At 71.8% G+C, this 19996-nt stretch carries 14 protein-coding genes and 1 pseudogene; 1 reads left to right on the top strand and 14 read right to left on the bottom strand.

What is annotated here, in order from left to right:
- Nucleotides 1-132: 132 nt before the first annotated feature.
- From LUW87_RS16305 to LUW87_RS16340, 8 genes are all read right to left on the bottom strand, one after another.
- Nucleotides 133-747: an LPXTG cell wall anchor domain-containing protein gene (locus LUW87_RS16305; protein ID WP_232672265.1), complete on the bottom strand. Its 615-nt coding sequence runs from the start codon at nucleotides 745-747 to the stop codon at nucleotides 133-135.
- A 146-nt stretch (nucleotides 748-893) separates the two neighbouring features.
- On the bottom strand, nucleotides 894-2057 hold the full coding sequence (locus LUW87_RS16310; protein WP_232672266.1) for a CaiB/BaiF CoA transferase family protein: 1164 nt from the start codon (nucleotides 2055-2057) through the stop codon (nucleotides 894-896).
- 23 nt (nucleotides 2058-2080) lie between these two features.
- Nucleotides 2081-3091, bottom strand: coding sequence for a metallophosphoesterase family protein (locus tag LUW87_RS16315; protein WP_232672267.1), 1011 nt, complete (start codon nucleotides 3089-3091; stop codon nucleotides 2081-2083).
- Between the two features lie 87 nt (nucleotides 3092-3178).
- Nucleotides 3179-6508, bottom strand: coding sequence for an ATP-binding protein (locus tag LUW87_RS16320; protein WP_232672268.1), 3330 nt, complete (start codon nucleotides 6506-6508; stop codon nucleotides 3179-3181).
- A 65-nt stretch (nucleotides 6509-6573) separates the two neighbouring features.
- The gene (locus tag LUW87_RS16325; RefSeq protein WP_232672269.1) at nucleotides 6574-6792 is read right to left on the bottom strand and encodes a hypothetical protein; all 219 of its coding nucleotides are present in this window, start codon (nucleotides 6790-6792) and stop codon (nucleotides 6574-6576) included.
- Between the two features lie 10 nt (nucleotides 6793-6802).
- Nucleotides 6803-8359 carry an acyl-CoA carboxylase subunit beta gene (locus tag LUW87_RS16330; protein WP_232672270.1) on the bottom strand — a complete coding sequence of 519 codons (1557 nt, stop codon included), beginning with the start codon at nucleotides 8357-8359 and terminating at the stop codon, nucleotides 6803-6805.
- Between the two features lie 81 nt (nucleotides 8360-8440).
- Complete coding sequence (locus LUW87_RS16335) at nucleotides 8441-9511, bottom strand: ATP-dependent DNA ligase (protein WP_232672271.1); 1071 nt, start codon at nucleotides 9509-9511, stop codon at nucleotides 8441-8443.
- Nucleotides 9512-9551: 40 nt separating this feature from the next.
- On the bottom strand, nucleotides 9552-10571 hold the full coding sequence (locus tag LUW87_RS16340; RefSeq protein WP_232672272.1) for a DNA polymerase domain-containing protein: 1020 nt from the start codon (nucleotides 10569-10571) through the stop codon (nucleotides 9552-9554).
- Nucleotides 10572-10724: 153 nt separating this feature from the next.
- Between LUW87_RS16340 and tatA the strand changes: the two genes are divergently transcribed.
- Nucleotides 10725-10928 (top strand): twin-arginine translocase TatA/TatE family subunit, encoded by a 204-nt coding sequence (gene tatA / locus LUW87_RS16345; protein ID WP_232672273.1) that lies wholly within the window; start codon nucleotides 10725-10727, stop codon nucleotides 10926-10928.
- Between the two features lie 97 nt (nucleotides 10929-11025).
- On the opposite strand, the gene LUW87_RS16350 is transcribed toward tatA, so the two are convergent.
- From LUW87_RS16350 to LUW87_RS19455, 6 genes and pseudogenes are all read right to left on the bottom strand, one after another.
- Nucleotides 11026-11904 carry a 5'-3' exonuclease gene (locus LUW87_RS16350; protein ID WP_232672274.1) on the bottom strand — a complete coding sequence of 293 codons (879 nt, stop codon included), beginning with the start codon at nucleotides 11902-11904 and terminating at the stop codon, nucleotides 11026-11028.
- A gap of 63 nt (nucleotides 11905-11967) precedes the next feature.
- Nucleotides 11968-12966, bottom strand: a complete 999-nt coding sequence (locus LUW87_RS16355; protein ID WP_232672275.1) for a methyltransferase — start codon at nucleotides 12964-12966, stop codon at nucleotides 11968-11970.
- Between the two features lie 205 nt (nucleotides 12967-13171).
- Nucleotides 13172-15340: an MMPL family transporter gene (locus LUW87_RS16360; RefSeq protein WP_232672276.1), complete on the bottom strand. Its 2169-nt coding sequence runs from the start codon at nucleotides 15338-15340 to the stop codon at nucleotides 13172-13174.
- Nucleotides 15337-16005 carry a hemerythrin domain-containing protein gene (locus LUW87_RS16365; RefSeq protein ID WP_232672277.1) on the bottom strand — a complete coding sequence of 223 codons (669 nt, stop codon included), beginning with the start codon at nucleotides 16003-16005 and terminating at the stop codon, nucleotides 15337-15339. Before LUW87_RS16365 ends, LUW87_RS16360 begins: the two co-directional genes overlap by 4 nt.
- 108 nt (nucleotides 16006-16113) lie before the next feature.
- The gene (locus LUW87_RS16370) at nucleotides 16114-18753 is read right to left on the bottom strand and encodes an ATP-binding protein (RefSeq protein ID WP_232672278.1); all 2640 of its coding nucleotides are present in this window, start codon (nucleotides 18751-18753) and stop codon (nucleotides 16114-16116) included.
- 189 nt (nucleotides 18754-18942) lie between these two features.
- A pseudogene (locus LUW87_RS19455) lies at nucleotides 18943-19740 on the bottom strand (AfsR/SARP family transcriptional regulator); the annotation flags it as partial.
- Between the last annotated feature and the right edge of the window lie 256 nt (nucleotides 19741-19996).

Here is a 19996-nt window from a genome sequence, read left to right on the forward strand (position 1 = left end):
CGTCGAGCCGGGGGCTGACGAGGCGTCGTCGGCCGGCCCCGGCTCCGGGGTCTGCCGGTGCGGCCTGTGGACCGGGGCTCGATCCGCCGGCCGAGGAGGTGTCCCCCTCGAGGGGGACGACCGTCGCCACGGTCAGGTACGACGGCGGGACGCGACGAGGAGGAAGGATCCGCCGACGACCAGCGTGAGGCCGATCGCGCCGCTCAGCCAGGTGGCGGCGTCGACGCCCGTGTAGGGCAGGGTCTCGGCGGGCGCCGCCGAGGCCGTGGCCGGGCGGACCTCCTCCGCCCCGACGACCTCGACCCCGTCGCCGTCGACGACGACCTCCTCGACGATCACCACGTCGTCCTCGACGATCACCACGTCCTCCTCGACGGGCCCCGCCCCTTCGTCACCGACCTCGTCGGGGCACTCGTCGGGAGCGACGAACGCGACACCGCCCACGCTGTCGGTGGGGCACTCCTCTTCGGGGACGACCTCGTCCTCCGGGCAGTCTCCGGGGGCGCGGATGGAGCCCGGGGCGCACGCGTCGTCGCCACCGCCCTGGTCCTCGCACTCGTCGGGGCTGGCGTCCGGCGGGCACTTGGCGAAGACGGCGCCGGCGTTGCCGACCGACCCGGAGGCGCCCACCGAGGCCAACGGCGTGAACAACAGCACGAGCCCGAACACGATCACGAGGATCGGCCCGATGGTCCGGATGTCGGTCCAGCCGGGACGCGACGGGTCGGTGGATGAGCTCTGGGTCACGAGACGTCCTTCAGGTTGGTCCAAGGATGTGGGTGCGCCGCCCGCAGGCGGCGACCCGAGCAGCATGACCAGCGGGCGCGAACGGAGCGCGAACGGCCCTCCCGACGGCCCGGCGCCATCGCTCCGGAGCCGCCCGGAGCTCGGCCTCAGACCTGCTCGTCGAGCTCGGCCAGGACCTCGTCGGTGTCGGCCCCGAGGTCCCGGGCCGGGAAGCGCACGCGGCCCGGCGTGGCGGACAGCCGGGCGATCACGTTCTGCATGCGCACGCCCCCCACGTCGACGAGCACGTCGCGGGCCAGCACGTGCGGATCGGCGGCCACCTCGGCCTGGCCGTACACCGGGGCGGCCGCGGCATGGGCGGCCTCGGCCTCGGCCAGGACCTCGTCGAGGGACCGACCGGCCACCCAGGCCGCGACGAGGGCCTCGACCTCGTCGCGGTGCTCGACCCGCCCCTCGAAGCTCCAGAAGCGCTCGTCGTCGCCGGCCCCGACGAGCGCCATCATGCGCCGGGCCACGGGTTCGGCGGTGGCCGAGATCGCCACCCACCTCCCGTCGGCACATCGGTAGGTGCCCCGCGGGACGCTGTAGGGGATGCCCGACCCGAGTCGGGGTTGCTCGTAGCCGGTGGCCGCGTAGGCCGACGGCAGGGCCCCCATGAGCTGCAGCATCGTCTCCAGCAGGTTGACGTCGACCACCTGGCCCACACCGCTGTGGACCGCGACCATGGTGGCAAAGGCAGCGGCGAGGGCCGTGACCTCGTCGGTGAGGGCGATGGGCGGCAACAGGGGTCCGCCGTCGGGCTCGCCGTTGACCGAGGCGAAGCCGCTCATGGCCTCGGCCAACGTGGCGAACCCCGGCCGCCCGGCGTAGGGCCCCGTCTGACCGAAACCGGTCACCCGGGTGATCACCAACGTCGGGTGCTGCTCCAGCAGCTCCTCCGGTACCAGGCCCAGGGCCTCCAGCTTGCCGGGCCGGAGGTTCTCGACGAGCACGTCGGCGGTGGCGACCAGTTGGCGCAGGCGGGCGATGCCCTCGTCGGTCTTGAGGTCGAGGACGACGCTGCGCTTGCCCCGGCCCGCCAGCTTCCAGAAGAGGGTCACGTCGTCGACCGGATCGCGCCAGCCCATGGCCCGGACGGTGTCGCCCGACCCCGGCCGCTCGATCTTGATGACGTCGGCCCCGAAGTCGGCCAGGTGGCGAGCGCACCCGGGGCCGGCCAGGACGGTGGACAGGTCGATGACCCGCAGATCGGCCAGGGGCAGCGGGCCGGGCGCCGGGGCGGAGCGACCCGCGGACGAGGGAGGGGGCACCGGGCGCTCAGGCGGGAGCGAGGTCATGTGGGGGCGACGGCGGGGATGGCGAAGCAGCGGTCGCCGAGCTCGCCGAAGGCGTAGCCGAAGTACATCCCACCGAACATGTGGCGCGTCTTCTCGGTCCACAGCAGCGCCTCGGGGGTGGAGATGCGGTGGAAGACCTGGAGGATGCCACCCTCGAACACCCGGTACTCGGCCCACGCCCCGGGGAAGTCCTTCACGCAGGCCACCTCGACCCAGGGGATGTCGCGGCTGACGCTGATGTGGCGCACCCGGTTGCGGTGGCTGTGACCGGCGAAGTAGCCGCGGATGTTGCGATGGGCGGCGACCACCTCGATGAGGCGCTCCGAGGAGTCGGGGTCGATGCCGAAGTAGTCGTCGGCCCGGGTCGAGGAGTCGGGACTCCAGACGTGGTGGTGGCCCATCAACAGGATCGGTCGATCGGCCTCGACGGCGAGGTCGTGCAACCAGGTCAGCTGGTCGCCGGTGACCCGTCCGCCGGCCCGACCCTCGGTGGAGGTGTCGAGGAGGGCGACCGTGACGCCGGGGAGGTCGAGCCGCTGGGTGGGGACGGCCGCCAGATCGGTCCCGTGGTAGCTCTCGTGGTTGCCTCGGACGTGCACGAGCGCCTCGCCGAACGCCTCCTCGTAGAACTCGAGGAACTGGTGGTACTCCTCCTCGGTCCCCTGCGAGGTGAGATCCCCCTTGACGACCACCGCGTGGGGGGCGAGCTGTTCGATCTCGTGGATCGCCCCGCGGTTCATCGTCTCCGGATAGGGCTCCTCGCCGTCGGCCACCCGGAACGTGGGCCCCATCTCCAGGCCTTCCATCACCCCGCACTCGGTCTCACCGAAGTGCACGTCGTTCACGGTGGCGAAGGTGGACAGGCGCTCGCCCGCCGGGCGGGCCAGGGTGCGGAACACGAAGCCGTCGTACTCGTACACCGTGTCGGGCAGCAGGTCGTCGTACACCCGCACCTCGAGGCCGTCGTGCACGACAGCATGGTCGTCGGCGACGGTGGTGAGCTCCATGTCCCCATTGTGGCCGCGGTCGCCGGGGGTCCAGAGATCGGTGTCGCGGAGCCGGTCGCAGCTGGTGCCGCCGGCAGGACCCGAGGCTCAGCGGCGAACCGCCGCCCCCTGGGCCAGGCGGGCGGCGAAGAGCCGGTCACCGACATCGCCGCACATGGCTTCGGCCTCGCCGAGCCAGTTGGCGGCGGTGTTGTGGTCGCCCACCAACGCCGCCAGCCCGGCCAGCTGGGCCGACACGGGCCCCCACACCGACCCGCCGCCGCCATAGCAGTTGAGCACGACGTACAGGTCCCGGTACGGGAGGAGCAGCTCGGACAGCGGCCCGGCCAGCGACCGCTCGCCGAGGCCTACCGTGGTCTCCGCCAACATGGCCAGGGTGAGCAGGCGGTTCGAGTCGTGCGGCACGGACGCGAAGCCGTCGGCGGCGAAGCGGCCGAGCTCGGCGGCCGCGGTCGTCGCCTCTCCCGCCTGGAGGGCGGCGAAGGCCTTCACCGCCCGATAGCAGGGCACCCGAGGGTTCTCGAGGGCGGCCCGGTCGAGGAGGGGGATGACCTCGCCGGCGCGGCCCTGCAGCGTGCACAACAGGACCCGGTGCACCCCGAAGCAGGCCATCGCCCACGAGCTGTCACCTTCGTCCGTCGCCCGCTGCAGCGACTCCACGCTGGCGGCTTCGGCCGCCTCCAGGTCGCCTTCGAGCACCAGATCGAGCACCTTCCAGGTGGACAGCGCCCACGACCAATAGGGGTCGGGGAAGCGTTCGAGGTGCCGGGTGGCCCGGAGCATGGCCTCGCGGGCGGCGGCTCGGTCGCCGAGCACCAGCGCGTCCTCGTGGCGGTAGACGAGCGCGGCCGCGGTGACCTCGGGCAGGTGGCAGCGCTCCGACAAGGCCAACGCCTCTTCGCCTTCGCGGAACCGTTCGGCGGTGCGGTCCTGGGCCACCCGGTAGCGCTGGTCGAGCAGGGCGCGCGCCATCACCGCCGGGTCGCCGTGGCGACGAGCACGGTCCAGGGCCTCCTCGGCCGCCCGCTCGCGCTCGTCGTCGCGATCGGTCAGCAGCAGCGCCAGCGCCAACGAGCCGAGGAGCGGGATGCGCAGGTCGTCGTCGCCGGCGCTCAGGCCAACCAGGGCTTCCTCGACCAGCGCCACGTGGCGGTAGCGCGCCGGGTCGGGTGCACCCACGCCGCCCCCGCCCACGATGGCATGGACGGCCTCGGCCAAGCGGCGCGGCAGGGCGTAGAGGCGAGCGAGCTCCACGGCCTCGCCCAGGGCGTCGTCGGCGCCGGTCAGATCGCCGAGGCCGCGCCGGGCGCGACCGCGCACCACCAGCGCCCCCACCCGGTCGGCCGGCGCGGAGACGCGCGCCGAGAGCACGCCGCCCGCCAGGTGCTCGGCCATCTCCCAACCGCTGCGGTCGAGGGCGTCCTCGGCCGCGGCGAGCGCCCAGGTGCGGGCGGCGTCACCGTGGCCCTCCCCCGATCCGGCGTAGTGCCGGGCCAGCTCGATGGGGACGCCCGGGCGACCGGCCCACGGCAGGAGGGCCTCGGCCAGGCGGAGGTGGAACCAGGCCCGGCGGGCGGGTCCCAGCCCGGCGTCGACTGCGTCGCGCACCAGGGCGTGGCCGAACCGGACCCCGTCGCCGACCTCCACCAGCAGGCGGGCCCGCACCGTGGCGTCGACGGCCTCGTACAGGGCGCGATCGTCGAGCCCGGTGGCTTCCGAGAGCACGGTCAGATCGACCGACGAGCCCGCCAACGCCGCCACCGACACCACCAGCTCGGCCTCGGGGGCCAGGGTGGCCACGCGCTGGCCCACGAGCTCGGTGAGACCGGGAGGCAGCGCCGCCGGGTCGAGGTGGCCCTCGGCGCTGGCGGCCGTCTTCACCAGCTCGGCGAGGAACAGCGGGTTGCCACCCGTGCGCTCGTGGACGACGGTGGCGACCTCGTCGGGTCGGACCACGCCGGCGTCGGCCAGCCAGCGGGCCACCGCGTCGCGGTCGAGCCCGTCGAGCTCCACGACGGCGCTCGGCACCTTCCACGCCAGATCGGCGAGGGCGGCGGCCAGGGCCGGATGGCGCTCCCGGCAGGTGGCCACGAGCGTCACGTCCCGATCGCCGAGCTGGACCAGCACGTGGGCGAGCATCGCCAACGACTCGGCGCCGGCCCACTGCAGGTCGTCGACGACCCACACCAGCGGGCGGTCGGCCAGGCGGTCGACGACCGCCGTGACGGCACCGAACAGGCGCGAGCGGGTGATGCCCGGGGCCGCATCCTTGTCGCGGTGACCGAGGCGGACGGTCCCGAGGCCCAGCAGCGCCAGGTCGTCGCCCGACCGGGCGATCTCGGCGGTCACCCCCTCGTCGTCGGACAGGGCGTGGCGCAGCGCCGCGGCGACCGGCTCGTAGGGCAGTTCCGGAAAGGGGTCGCAGGCGCCCCACAGCACCCTGACGCCGTCGTCGCGAAGGCGTCCGCTGATCTCGGCGACCAGTCGGGTCTTGCCGACACCCGGCTCGCCCTCGATGACCAGGACCTGGGCTCGCCGATCGTCACGGTGGAAGGTGGCCAGAAGGTTCTCGAGGAGGGCGTCGCGCCCCACGAAGGGCCCGACCTGGCGATCGTTCGCGCCGCCCACGGCCCGCCTCGTCTCGGAGGACCGCTCATCGGACCGCCGGCTCACGTCCGAGCCGTCGAGGAGCTGCTCGCGAACGGCGACGAGGCGGGGGGACGGGCCCACCCCCAACTCCCGGCGCAGGGCCTCGACGTGGGCGTCGTGGGCCTTGCGGGCCTCGTAGTGGTCTCCGCTGCCGACCAGCGCCCGGAGCAGCAGGATGAACGCGTCCTCGTCGTAGGGGTCGGTGGCGAGGAGCTGGCGCAGGGGGGTCAGGGCCTCGAGGGGGGAACCGGCCTCGACCTGGGCCCGAGCGTGGAGCCGGGAGGCTCGGCGGCACATCTCCTCGATCTCCCGACGACGCTCGTCGGCCCACACCAGGTCGACACCGGGGAGGAACCCGCCGACGAGCGCCTCGGCCGCGCCGGCCGCCAGGTCCACCGCACGCGAGGCCATGCCGTCTCGCAGGGCCACCTCGGCCCGCTGGGTGTCGAGGCGGGCGGCGTCGACGTCGATGCGGGCGTGGGTCGGGATGTCGAGGGTGATCACCCCGCCGTTGGTGACGAGCACCTCTCGACCCGCACCGCTGGCCTCGAACGCCGCCCGCAGCTTGGCCAGCACCCCCCGCAACGCCCCCTGCCAGTGCGGCGAGAGCTCATCACCCCAGAGCAGGTGGGCCAACTCGTCGCGGGCGATCGGCCGGTGCCGCTCGAGGGCCAGCACGGCCAGCGCCACCTGCACCTGGGGACGGCTCACCACCACGGCGCCGGTCGGGCCGGCGATCGTCACCCCACCACAGAGCTGCAGCCGCACCTGCTCGAAGCTACCGGCCAGCCCCGCGGCAGGCAGACCGGGCTGTGGTCAGGGGCGGGTGCCGGTCAGGGGCGGGCGCGGCGGGCCGGGACGGGCTTGGCCCACCAGCGACCCGAGAAGCGCCAGCGCGACGGCTGGTTGCTCGGAACGGAGTCGGCCACGACGAGGCGGGGCCAGCCCGCCTCGAGCGCGGCGGCGACGGCCACCGCCTCTTCCACCGTGGGGACCGGCGTGATGCCGGCCACCTGAGGGGTGCTCGTCTCGGGGATCTCTGCGTCGGTCATCGACAGGTCCTCACAACGGCACGTTGCCGTGCTTGCGGTGCGGGAGCTCCTCGCGCTTGGACTTGAGCATCTCGAACCCGGCAATGACCTTGCGTCGGGTCTCGGCGGGATCGATGACGTCGTCGACGAACCCTCGCTCGGCGGCCACGTAGGGGTTGGCGTAGCGCTCGGTGTACTCGTCGACCAGCTCGGCGCGGCGGGCGACGGGATCGGCCGAGCTCTGCAGCTCCCGCCGGTAGAGGATCTCGACGGCGCCCTGGGGCCCCATCACGGCCAGCTCGGCCGACGGCCAGGCGAAGGCGAGATCGGCCCCGATGGACTTGGAGTTCATGACGACGTAGGCGCCGCCGTAGGCCTTGCGGGTGATCACCTGGATGCGGGGCACGGTGGCCTCGCAGAAGGCGTACAGCAGCTTGGCGCCGTGGCGGATGATGCCGCCGTACTCCTGGTCGACGCCGGGGAGGAAGCCGGGGACGTCGACGAACGTGAGCAGCGGGATGTTGAAGGCGTCGCAGGTGCGCACGAAGCGAGCGGCCTTCTCGGCCGACTCGATGTCGAGCACGCCGGCGAGGACCATGGGCTGGTTGCCGACGACGCCGACGGGCTGGCCGTTCACCCGGGCGAAGCCGCAGACGATGCTGCCGGCCCACCGGGGGAAGTACTCGAAGAAGTCACCGTCGTCGACGACCGCCTCGATGATCGTGTGCATGTCGTAGGGCACGTTGGGGCTGCTCGGCATGATGTCGTTCAGCTCCGTGCACAGCCGGTCCGGCGGGTCGGCGGGCACGTCGATCGGCGGCATCTCGAGGTTGTTCGAGGGCAGGAACCCGAAGAGGTACCGCACGTCGTCGAGGCAGGACTTCTCGTCGGGCGACACGAAGGTGGCCACGCCCGACTTGGTGGCATGGCTCTTGGCCCCGCCCAGCTCCTCGAGCGTGACCTCCTCGCCCGTCACCGTCTTCACCACGTCGGGACCGGTGATGAACATGTGGGAGGTCTCGTCGACCATGAAGATGAAGTCGGTCATGGCCGGGCTGTAGACCGCCCCGCCCGCGCACGGACCGAGGATCACCGAGATCTGCGGGGTGACGCCCGAGGCCAGCACGTTGCGGTGGAAGATCCCGCCGTAGCTGGCGAGGGAGACCACGCCTTCCTGGATGCGGGCACCCGCGCCGTCGTTGAGGCCGATGAGCGGCGCCCCGACGGAGAGGGCCAGGTCCATGACCTTGTGGATCTTCTCGGCGAAGACCTCGCCGAGAGCCCCACCGAAGACCGTGAAGTCCTGGGAGAAGATGAACACCTTGCGCCCGTCGATGGTGCCCCACCCGGTGATCACACCGTCGGTGTAGGGGCGCTCCTCGATGCCGCTCTCGTGGGCCCGGTGACGGGCCAGCATGTCGAGCTCGTGGAAGGAGCCCTCGTCGAGCAGGTACTCGATCCGCTCCCGGGCGAGCAGCTTGCCCTTCGAGTGCTGGCGCTCCACCGATCGCTCGGAACCGGCGTGGATGGCCTGGTCCTTGCGCTCGGCGAGCTCATCGAGCCGTTCCTGCATCGATCGTTCCGACATGGGACGGGATAGTACCGACCGCCCGGGCCCCCTCCGAAACGGCGGGCTCGTCGGGGGTGTCCGGCGGCGTTCCCGGGCGGCTCAGAGATCGAAGATCTGGTGCAGTTCGTAGGGGGCCACATGGTCGAGCTGGCCGTACGTGCACGAGGCCGGATCCCGGTCGGGCCGGAAGCGCACCAGCCGGGTGGCGTGGCGGAAGCGGTCGCCCTGGAGGTGCTCGTAGGCCACCTCGGCCACCAGCTCGGGCCGCAACGGGTGCCAGGAGAGGTCCTTCTTGGCGTTCCACCGGCTGGGGGCGCCCGGCATCCGGGTGGGCTCGGCCCCGCCGGCGGCCCCTCCCCACCCTCGCCACGGATGGTCGGCCAGGGCGTCGCGCTCGTAGGGGGCGACTTCGTCGACGAGCTCCCCTCGACGACGCGCCGTGAACGACGTGGCCACCCCGACGTGGTGGAGTCGCCCGCCGTCGTCGTGGAGGCCCAACAGCAACGACCCGATGCCGTCGCCGCTCTTGTGGCGCCGGTAGCCGGCCACCACCACGTCGGCGGTGCGCTGGTGCTTGACCTTGAGCTGGCTGCGCTTGTCGGGCGTGTAGACGCCGTCGAGCGCCTTGGCCATCACGCCGTCGAGCCCGGCCCCCTCGAAGCGCACGAACCAGTCCTCGGCGATGGCTCGGTCGGTCGTGGCCGGCGTGAGGTGCACCGGCGGGCGCACGCCCGCGAGCGCGGCCTCGAGCAGGGCTCGGCGCTCGGCCAGCGGACGGCCCATGAGGTCGGCGTCGTCGAGGGCGAGGAGGTCGAAGGCCACGAAGCTGGCGGGCGTCTCGGCGGCCAGCCGGTCGACGCGCGAGGCGGCCGGGTGGATGCGCTGCTGGAGGGCGTCGAAGTCGAGGCCGTCCGGGGTGGCGATCACGATCTCGCCGTCGACGACGCCGCGGTCGGGGAGCGCGGCGGACAGCGCCGCGACGAGCTCCGGGAAGTACCGGGTGAGCGGACGTTCGTTGCGGCTGCCCAGCTCGAGCTCGTCGCCGTCGCGGAAGACGATGCAGCGGAAGCCGTCCCACTTCGGTTCGAAGTGCCACCCGTCGCCCTCGGGCAACCGGTCGGCGGCCTTGGCCAGCATCGGCTTGACGGGCGGCATCACCGGCAGGTCCACGGCTCGACCGTACCGCCCGGCCCTTGCCGTCGAGCGGGGATCAGCCGGTCCCGTCGGGGTGCCGGGCCCGGCTGGGCTGCACCCGGGCCGGTTCGCCGGCGGCCTTCGGGAAGTTCGGGGGCCAGGGCGCATCGCCGAGACCTTCGGCCTCGTCGCGGGCCGCCAGGTCGAGCAGGGGCTGGAGCGAGAACGCCTGGTCGTCCATGGGCTTCTCGAGGTCGCCGACGTCGGCCCAGCGCGCCGGCACGGTGGCCAGCGTGAAGTCGGCCAGCTCGACGGCATCGAGCTCCTCCCACCGGAACGGCGCCGACACCCTGGCCTCGGGGTTGGCCCGCACCGAGTACACCGACGCCACCGTGCGATCCCGAGCGTTCTGGTTGTAGTCGAGGAACACCCGGTCGCCTCGCTCCTCCTTCCACCACTTCGAGGTGGCCAGGTGGGGCACCCGCCGCTCGACCTCGCGGGCCAGGGCCAAGGCGGCCCGCCGCACCTCGAGGAAGCCCCACATGGCGGCGATGCGCACGTTGACGTGGATGCCCCGCGATCCCGAGGTCTTGGGCCACCCGACGAGCTGGTGCTCCTGGAGGACGTCTCGCACCACCCCGGCGACCTCTCGGACGGCGGCGAAGGGGACCCCCGGCTGGGGATCGAGGTCGACCCGCAGCTCGTCGGGGTGGTCGAGGTCGAAGCGCCGCACGGCCCAGGGGTTGAGGTCGAGGCAACCGAGGTTCACCGCCCAGACGACGTGGGCCAGGTCGGCGGGGCAGAGCTCCTCGGCCGTGCGACCGCTCGGGAAGGCCACCGTGGTGGTCCTCAGCCACTCGGGGCGGCTCTTGGGCACCCGCTTCTGGAAGAACACCTTGCCCTCGGCGCCGTCCGGGAAGCGCTTCAGCACCGTGGGCCGGAGGTGCACGCCGCGCAGCGCCCCCTCGCCGACGAGGAGGTAGTGCTGGACCAGGTCGAGCTTGGTCTCGCCGCGAGCCGAGAAGAACACCTTGTCGGGATTGGTGACCTTCACCTCTCGGCCGGCCACCTCCACCATGGTGAACGGGCTCGCCATGGCCGCACAGGCTAGGTCGGCCGGCCGTCTCGAGCCCTCTGACCGACGGGCGGATGCCGGGGGCGGGTGACACTCCGGGCGCGGACCCCTTACCCTGTGAGGGAGGCACCCGTCGCCACACCCCGCGCGGCGTGCCGGACGAAAGGACGCCCCGTGTTCGCAAGCATCGGTCCCCCCGAGATCCTCATCGCCCTCCTCGTGATCGCCCTGCTCTTCGGCAGCACCAAGCTGCCCAAGCTGGCCCGGTCCCTCGGCTCGGCCAAGGGCGAGTTCGAGAAGGGCCTCAAGGACGGCGAGCAGATCAGCGCCGAGTCCGACGACGAGCCCACCAAGGACGCCAGGGACACCAAGGCCTGATCGCGGTCTCGGGCCTGGTCGACGGCCCGGCCTCGCCCGCTCCGACCCACCTCAGGATGCACAGCCCGGCGTCGGCCGGGCTGTGGCGCGTCGGGGCTCAGGTCCGGGCGGCCGCCAGCCGCTCGGCCCGCGCGGCCAGGTCGGGGGCGTCGAGCGCCGCCGCCACCTCGGCGAAGCCCGGGGTGGGGCCGGTCCAGGCCAGCTCGGCCACCGATTCGATGGTGGGGGCATCGGTCTCGATGGTGGCGATGCGGCGGAACAGCAGGGCCAGGTCGAGGTCCTGTTGGAGGGTGCTGGCCAGCTTGGCCGCCCCTCGCACCGACACGTCCCAGTCGGTGGCCGCCGCCGGGATCTCCTCGAGGTGCCCGTAGCGGGCCAGCACGGAGGCCGCCGACTTGGCTCCCCATCCCGGGAGCCCGGGGAACCCGTCGGCGCTGTCGCCGACCAGCGCGAGGTAGTCGGGGATCGACGCCGGCGGCACGCCGAACTTCTCCTCCACGCCGGCGGCGTCGAGGACCACGCCCTTGCGTCGATCGAGCTGCACGATTCGGTCGCCGACCACGCACTGGCCGAGGTCCTTGTCGGGGGTGCAGATGCGCACCTGGTCGACGGCCGGGTCGGTGGCCGCGATCGCCGCTGCCGCCCCGAGGGCGTCGTCGGCCTCGAACTCGATCATGGCGAAGACGGTGAAGCCGGCGGCCGCGAGCGCGTCCTCGAGCAGGGGGAACTGCGCCAGCAGCTCGGGGGGCATGCCCTCGCTGGTCTTGTAGCCCTCCCACAGCTCGTTGCGGAACGACTCGACCACGTGGTCGGTGGCGATGCCGACGTGGGTGGCGCCCTCCGCGAGCAGTTGGAGCATCGAGCCCACCACGCCGCGGGTGGCCGCCACCTCCCGTCCGTCGGCCGTCACGTGCGACGGCACGGCGAAGTGGTACCGGAACAGCTCGTAGGTCCCGTCGACCAGGTGCACCTGCATGACGGCAGCCTCGCACGACCGAGGAGGAGGTGCCGTCCGGGGGTCAGGACGGAAAGGCGGGCATCAACGCTCCACGCGACCGACGCGAACCCCGAACACGTGGGCGACGTCGCCGGACGCCAGCCGGGTGCTGTGGTCGAGCTCCAGACCGGCGGAGCGGCCGAGCGTGCGGAGCTCCGACGCCGTGCGCTCCTTGCCCCCGTCGGTGAGCGCCGCCATCAACACGTCGGCGGCCACGGCCATGTCCGGGCGAGGAACGATCGTGCGCTCGCTGTCCACGACCACCACACGCGCTCGCCCCTCCGCCGCCTCGGCAACACGCTGGAGGATCCGGGACGCGTCGCGGTCGTCCCAATCGTGAACGACGTTGACCAGGAGGTAGGTGTCGAACCCCGGCGGCACCTGTTCGAAGGCATCACCACCGACGGCGGTCAACCGTGGATGGTCGACGGCACGCTCGACGACGCCGGGGAGATCGAGAACGGTCGCCCGCCGACCGGGCAGCATCTCGAGCAGGGTCGCAGCCAGGGCGCCGGTGCCGCCGCCCACATCGCAGATGCTCTCGGTGCCGTCCCAGTCGAGGGCGGCGGCCAGCACGAGACCGTGCATGCGACCACCGGCAGCCATCGCCCGATCGAACGTCGCCCACCGGTCGGGATGGTCGGCCATCCACTCGAAGAAGGGGGCCCCGTTGGCCTGCGCGAAGCCGTCGGCTCTGCTGGAGTCGGCGGTGAGCCCGGCAACGGCGGTGACGACCTCCTCGCCGCCGGAGAAGTCGACCCAGGCCCTCCAACCGCCGGGATGATCGTGTCGGAGGAAGGCGGTGACGGCGTTGGGTCGAACTCGACCTCGTCGATCCATGCCGACCCACCCGCGTGTGGCCGCGAAGCGAAGGAGCCGCTCGAGCATGGCCGGATCGGCGTCGAGCTCGGCCGCGAGATCGAGGATGCGTCTGGGGCCGGTGAGCGCTTCGGGGACCCCGGCCTGACAGATGGCCACCAGAACTCGGTGGTCGAGCATCCCGAAGACGCCCTCGAGGATCCTCGCCGGAGGCGGTGCCATGGATGCGTGGACCCGACCGAGGAGGGCTCGGATGCGGTTCCCGACGAGGGTGACCCTGCCAGATGGAAGGAACGGGACGCCCAGCACGTCCTTCGAGGTGGGCGCTGTGGCGAGGACGCTGGTCGTGTTCACAGGATCTCTCTCGGGGTGAGTGGGTGGCTGGCGCCGGATCGGAGCTCGGCGCCAGCCCGCTTGTCGGTTTGGATCAGGCCGCGGCAACGAGCGGGTCCGCTTCAACGGGCGCTCTGGTCTCGAGCGCGAGCTGGGGCAAGCGGCGGTCGAGCCAGCCGGGCAGCCACCAATTGCGCTCGCCGAGGAGCTCCATGGTGGCCGGCACGAGGATCATGCGCACGAGTGTGGCGTCGAGGAGGACGGCCGTGGCGAGCCCGAGGCCGGCGAGTTTCGCGATCACGTCGTCGTTCAAGAGGAAGGCGCCGAAGACGACGACCATGATGGCCGCGGCGGCGGAGATCACCCGAGCGGTCGTGGCCAGTCCCTCCACCACGGCGTCGCTGTTGCTGCGCCCGCGCTGGTGCTCCTCGCGGATTCGGCTCAGGAGGAACACCTCGTAGTCCATCGAGAGGCCGAACAGCATCGCGAACATGAGGATGGGCACGAACACGGGCACTGGGGTGGCTTCGGGGATGCCGAGGAGCTCTCCGAACCGTCCGCCCTGCACGGCCAAGGCGACCACCCCATAGGCCGCGGCGATTCCCAGGAGGTTCAGCACCGCCGCCTTGAGGGCCACCAGTGGTGCCCGGAAGACCGCCAGCAACAGAACGAAGGACAAGAGCAGGACGGCGGCGATGAACCACGGCAGGCGGCTTCCCTCGTGGTCCGCCTCGTCGATGAACAGCGCCGTGAGTCCACCGACGAGCACCCCGGTGCCCGTCTCCGCCGACACCGCCGGGAGCACCTCTGCCCGCAGCCGACGAACCAGAGCTTCGGTGGACGCGTCCTGGGGACCACCGACCGGCACAACCGTGAGCAGCGTGGTGGTGCCGCCGTCGTCCGTGGCACCGGGCAGCACCGCGGCGACGGCCGGATCGTCGACGAGTCGATCGGTCGCCACCTGCGCGGCCACCGGGGCATCACCGGCCGGGGCATCGACGGTCACCAGGAGCGGCCCATTGGCGCCCGCCCCGAAGGCGGCGGCCGTCAGATCGAAGGCCCGCCGACTGGTGAGCGACGTGGGGTTGGTGCCGGCATCGGGGAATCCGAAGCGCAGGGTCGTCACCGGTGCGGCGAGACCAACGAGAATCACGACCGCGAGCAGGCCGAGGACGACCGGACGGCGCTGGACGCTTCGGCTCCAGCGAGCCCATCGCTCCGAGCGTCCGGAATGGCGCCGAGCTCCAGGCATGTGGAAACGGTCGATGCCGTGCCCGACGAAGCCGAGGACCGCAGGAAGCAGGGTCAGCGCTGTGCCCATCACTGCTGCGACGGCGATCACCATCGCCAAGGCCGCGCCCCACATGTACTCGAGGCCGATGATGCCGAGCCCGAGCAACGAGATGACCACCGTGCCCCCGGCGAAGACCACCGCACGCCCGGCGGTCGACATGGCCGTGACCACAGCTTCGTGCGGACTGGCTCCGGAGGCCAGTTCGTTGCGGTAGCGGGTGACGATGAACAACGCATAGTCGATGCCCACGCCGATGCCGATCATCGTCGCCAGCATCGAGCCCCATTCGGGGATGTCGATCAGGTGGGCGATCAGCATGGCCAGGCCCGATCCCACTCCGAGGCCCACCAGGGCGAGAGCGATCGGCACCCCGGCAGCGAGGACCGACCCGAAGGCAACGAGAAGGACCAGCAGAGCAGCGATGAGGCCGAGCCCTTCCTTGCCGGCGTCGCCCTGCTCGGCGTACTGGACGGGCCATCCCCCGAGCTCGATCTGCAGTCCGTCGCCGCCGGCAGCGACCGATCGGTCGATCAGCGCCCCGACGGCATCCGGGGGAACGGCTTCCGCCCGATCGTCGAGGGTCACCGCGACGAGCGTCGTTCGACCATCGGGTGCCGGTAGGGGCGCACCGACGTCGGCGACATGGGCCATGCCGGCCAGGCCGGCACGAAGTTCCTCGAGCCGACGGGTGGCATCTTCGGTCGCCAGACCGGTCGACGCCTTGGCGACCAGGTACACGGCGTCACCTGCCCGGTCGGGGAACCGGTCGGTCATGAGCTGGCGGACCGCAGCCGAGTCGGAGCCCGGCATCGAGTAGTCGGCGCGATGCTGGCCACCGGCGACGAACGCCAGTGCGGTCGCCAACGCCAACGCCATGGCCCAAGCAACGACGACCCGGCGGCGTCGGTGGTAGCACCACGAGGCCAACCGTGCGATCCCGCTGGTGACCGGAGTCGAGCTGTGGCTCATCGGGTCACCGCCGAAGAGTTGACCGTGAAGGCCGCCGCTGTCCGACGTGCGTAACGTCGTCGGCTCATTCGCCAGATCAACTCGATCATCTTCGGGGTGCTGTCGAACATCGCTTGCGTCTCGTCGGCGCTGAATGTCGAGACGAGCCACGGGACGGTGAAGGCCAGCTTGCGGGGGTCGTGATACTTCACAGCGCGTGCGTTCAGGGCCTCGAACTCAGCGGCAGTGAAGTGCCGCTCGAAGAGTGGCACCACGTCATCGTCCTCGGTTTCCAGATGTGACTGCACCAGCCGCGCCATCTGGACCGATGCATCGATGGCAACTCGTTGGTTCACCGACCAGTCGCCGTCGAGAGCCAGTCCTTCGATGGCTTCCCCGAGACGGCCGCCGACGTCGTCGAGGTGGTCATGATCGGCGGCCAAGCCCGTCTCGTAGGCGGCGAACGTCGGTACCCGCTCGGCCAGGGCCGGGAAGAAGATGTCGTCCTCGATGACATGGTGGTCATGGAGGTACGCCGCAAAACCTCGGTACCACCAGTGCAGGGCACGGGCCCGGCTCCGGTCCCCCGTGGGGATCTGGCCGATGGTCACGGCGAGGTCGCCGGCACTCTGGCGGAGCGCTCGGTGGATGAGGCGGAAGGTCGTGGTGTCGGGGGCGTCGTCCATGGTGTCTCCTCAGTCGTCGGAACGGACTGGAAGCACCGTGGGGCACGCCGGTTGGCGGGGACTTGGCGGGCACTTGGCGTGGGGCGGGCTCATCCCCGGTCGCGTACGTCAGCGGCGGCTTTCGGCAACCTGTCGGGCCACGTAGACCAGATCGTGGGTGGAGGCCAGGGCCTCAACTCGCCGCAACGCATCCTCTCCGCGGGAGCGGTCGCCCGGCCCGGCCATGTCGAGGAGGAATCGCCCCTGGTAGAGGAGCGACCGTGCGAGCCAGGCCGGCGTTCGCAGCCGCTCGTGGCCGGCGACCGCCTCGTCGAAGAGAGTTCGGGCTCGCTCCGTGTCCCCGAGGAGCACAGCCGAACGGGCCAGGGCCAACCCGACGAGACCGGCGCTCCCGCCGCCGGATCCCGTCGCCGCCCATCGCCCCTCGAAGGGCTCGAGTTGAGACGCGATGGCCGATGCTCCAGCGATGTCACCGAGGCTGACCCGGGTGTGCAGGCCATAGGTCGCTGCGCTGAGCATCGTGTAGTCGTCGGCGAACGGGATGCCGGTGTCGATCTGATCGACGACCGACGCCGCCATGTCGAGCCGACCAGCCTCGGTCACCAGCCATCCGGAGAACTCGGCGGCGAGTCGCCCGTAGTGAGGGCTGGCGGCCGCCGCCGCCCTGATCCGGGGCATGGTCGCGTCGATGCCACCTCGGTCAGCGGCGATGGCCGCGACCTGAGCCATCTCCATGAGGTCGGCATCCATTCGCCGGGTCCGTCGGTAACGGAGGGCCGCCTCGCTGCACAACGCCTGTGCCTCCTCGTACCGGCCGTGCGCGAGCGCCATGGCGCCCTGGAACCATCCGAGCTGAGCGAGCAACGGACCTCCGCCGATCCGGTCGGCCACGGCGCGGCACTCGGCGATGTGCGACGCGGCGCCGTCGTGGTCAGCCGATTCGTAGTGCGTCAGCGCGAGCTGAAAGCGAGCGATGAGTGCGAGGTGGTCGTCGAGCCCGTGCGTCTCGACGAGCTCGAGCACCTCGAGAGCGGACCTTCGACGCTCAGCGAGCTTGGTCGGTTCGAGGGGCCCACTGGCGTTCAGCATGACGCGACCGAGGACGTAGGGGTCGCCCGAGGCCCGGGCGGCCTCCACCGCCTCCGACCGGACTCCTTCGATCGCGGCGCTGTCTCCATAGGTCAACTCGACGGCAAGAGCCCCGAGCACGAGAGCCCGGCTCACGAAGTCGCCATGGTCGAGGAGGTCCGCAGTGCGCCGGAGAGCGGCGATGCACCGGGGATCGACCGTCCCGTAGCTCTGGTTGGGCCACAGATGGGGGCTGCCGAGCAGCGCCGCGGCCCGGCCGAGTGCCGCCACGTCACCTGCCACCTCCGCCAGTTCCATTGCCTCGAGCGCCGCCCTCCTCGCCGCTTCCACCAGATCGGCTTCGAAGCGGACGGCCGCCAGGTTGCACAGGGCACCGATCCGTCCGGCGAGGTCGCCGGGACGGAACGAAGCCAACGACTCGACCACGCGAGCCCAGTGACCGGCCGCGTCCTCGAAGCCGAACTGGTCGCTGGCCAGGCGGGCCGCCTCCGTGGAGGCCTCGATCGCCAACTCGGCCGTCCCGGCCATGGCCCCGGCCATGGCGTGGTGGGCGACCAGCGCAGCGCTCGAGCCCAGTACCGGGCCGGTGCGCCGGGCGACCGTGCGAGCGACGGCGGCATGGATACGGGCGCTGCGAACGGAATTGACCTCCGCCGCCAGCGCGTCGCAGACGAGGGCGTGGGAGAAGCGGAAGCGGCCGCCTTCCTCGTCGACCACCAGTCCAGCGTCGAGAGCCGGGGCAAGGGCATCGAGGGCTGCATCCAGCGGCTCCTCCGCCACGGTGGCCACCACAGTCAGCTCGAACCGGCGGCCGACCACCGACGCAACGGTCAACAGCTGCTGGGTGGGGGCGGGCAGTCGGGCGACCCGGCGCCTCACCACGAACTGCACCCCGGGCGGGATGGCGGTAGCAGCACGAGCCGCTGATGCATCCGTGAGCCGACCCTCGGAGGCCAACAACTCACTGAGCTCTTTGACGAACAGGGGATTGCCCCCCGTGCGGTCGTGGACCAGGGCGGCGACGTCGCTCGGCACGTCGACACCTGTTCGAGCGGCGAGCCACTCGGAAACTGCGCCCTTCTCGAGGCCGAAGAGCGGGACCTGCACGATCCCGGGGGTCCGGGACAAGGCGCCGAGTGCATCGACCAGCGCCACCCCGCTGTCATCCTCGAGCGGCCTGACCGTCACCACCACCAGGATCGAAAGGTCGGTCAGCTCACCGGCGACGTGAACGAGGAGGCGAAGGCTGTCGGCATCGGCCCATTGGAGATCGTCGATCACCAGCAACAGAGGCACCTTCGCCGAGCGCAACGTGTCCACGACGGCGCGATACAGGGCGAAAACGGCACCCGGGGCGACCTCGGACGACTGGTGGTATTCGTCGGGCGGAACGAGAACCCGGTCGACGACGCCTGCCTCGCGGACCTGTTCGGCGAGATGGGTCGCGGACCAGAACGACGGTGTGGCGCCGCTCTCGGGACAGCGGGCCCACGCGGTGACGAAGCCGCGCTGTCGGGCCGCGGCGGCCACCTCCTCGACCAGTCGCGTCTTCCCGACTCCCGGTTCCCCGAGCACCACGGCGGCAGCACCTCGACCGGCCGCGGCGCCGGCGAGGGCCGCCATGAGGGCGGCCAGCTCCCCGTGGCGGCCTATCAGCACGGGCCGGTCGGGTACCGCCACCGGCGACGCTGATCCCGAACCAGCGTCGTCGACGGGCGACGACCTCCGTGGCGGCTCGTCGGGCGCCGACGGGCTCGAAGGGCGCCACTGGAGCGCCATCGAGTGGTTCAAGAGATCGGCCTCGAGATCCCGCAACTCCGGGCCGGGGTCGAGACCGGCCGTGTTCGCCAGCGCTCGCCGAACTCGCTCAACCACACGCAAGGCCTCGGCCTGTCGGCCGGACCGGTACAGACCGAGAGCAAGGAGGGTGTGGAGGTGCTCGTCGAGCGGGTACTCGGCGACAGCCGACTCCAGCATGCCCACGACCTCGATGTGGTGGCCGAGACCGAGACGAGCCTGCGCGGCGAGGGCCAACGCGGCAAGGCGCCTCGACGAGAGGCGGGCGGTCGCCTCCACCACGAACGGCTCGTGGGCGAACTCGGGCAGCGGCGGACCGGTCCACAGGGCCAGGGCTTGATCGAGAGCTGCTACGGCGCCCGCCGGGTCGCCGGTGCGGAGACGGGTTCGGCCGTTGGCCACGAGATCCTCGAAGTGCAAGACGTCGACCTCGCGCCGACTCACATCGAGGCTGTACCCGGGGGCCTGCGTCCGCAGCACCTTGGCCGCCTGTCGCGGCCGACGGTCGGGTTCGAGCGCCCGGCGGAGGTTCGACACATAGGTCTGCAACGACACCCGCGCCTTCGGAGAGTCGTCCCAGAGCAGTTCGACGAGGCGATCAGAGGCGACGACCCTGCCGGCTTCGAGCAGGAGTACGGCCAGCACCGAGCGCTGCTTGGGAGGGCCGAGTTCGACCACCTGCCCGTCCACACGGACTTCGAGCCCGCCGAACAGTCGGTGGTACCGAATGGGGGAGCCCGCTCCTCTCGCCGAAACGGAACGGCTCTCATCGCCCACCGCCAGGGTCGGCCCCCCGGGATCGCCGTTCATGAGCCGGGGATCGTAGTCATCCGTGCGATGAGAGCGCATGCGCCGCTCCGGCCCCCGATCAGGTCGGTCCCTGCCGGGAGGGGCGAAGGATCGAGATCAACCCCCGGTCACGTCGAGGATCGCTGGGTCCGGTCGAGCCCGACCCGCTCAGAAGAGGAGCTCCTCGCCGGCGGTCGAATCGACACCGAGACCCTGGCCCAGGATCTGATCCGAGCGCGCGCCACCAACGTCGGTGCCGAACCTCCTGTGGCGCTGGTGTCCCCACCGAGGATCCGGCATCATCCGTCGGTGGGAC

Source organism: Rhabdothermincola salaria (genome assembly GCF_021246445.1).
Lineage (GTDB): Bacteria > Actinomycetota > Acidimicrobiia > Acidimicrobiales > Acidimicrobilacustridaceae > Rhabdothermincola_A > Rhabdothermincola_A salaria.

Bases quoted from the DNA above. Each gene is read 5' to 3' on its own strand.
- LUW87_RS16315 (WP_232672267.1), bottom strand. From the start codon at position 3,091: ATGGAGCTCACCACCGTCGCCGACGACCATGCTGTCGTGCACGACGGC.
- LUW87_RS16325 (WP_232672269.1), bottom strand. From the start codon at position 6,792: ATGACCGACGCAGAGATCCCCGAGACGAGCACCCCTCAGGTGGCCGGC.
- LUW87_RS16330 (WP_232672270.1), bottom strand. From the start codon at position 8,359: ATGTCGGAACGATCGATGCAGGAACGGCTCGATGAGCTCGCCGAGCGC.
- LUW87_RS16340 (WP_232672272.1), bottom strand. From the start codon at position 10,571: ATGGCGAGCCCGTTCACCATGGTGGAGGTGGCCGGCCGAGAGGTGAAG.
- LUW87_RS16350 (WP_232672274.1), bottom strand. From the start codon at position 11,904: ATGCAGGTGCACCTGGTCGACGGGACCTACGAGCTGTTCCGGTACCAC.
- LUW87_RS16355 (WP_232672275.1), bottom strand. From the start codon at position 12,966: ATGGCACCGCCTCCGGCGAGGATCCTCGAGGGCGTCTTCGGGATGCTC.
- LUW87_RS16360 (WP_232672276.1), bottom strand. From the start codon at position 15,340: ATGAGCCACAGCTCGACTCCGGTCACCAGCGGGATCGCACGGTTGGCC.
- LUW87_RS16365 (WP_232672277.1), bottom strand. From the start codon at position 16,005: ATGGACGACGCCCCCGACACCACGACCTTCCGCCTCATCCACCGAGCG.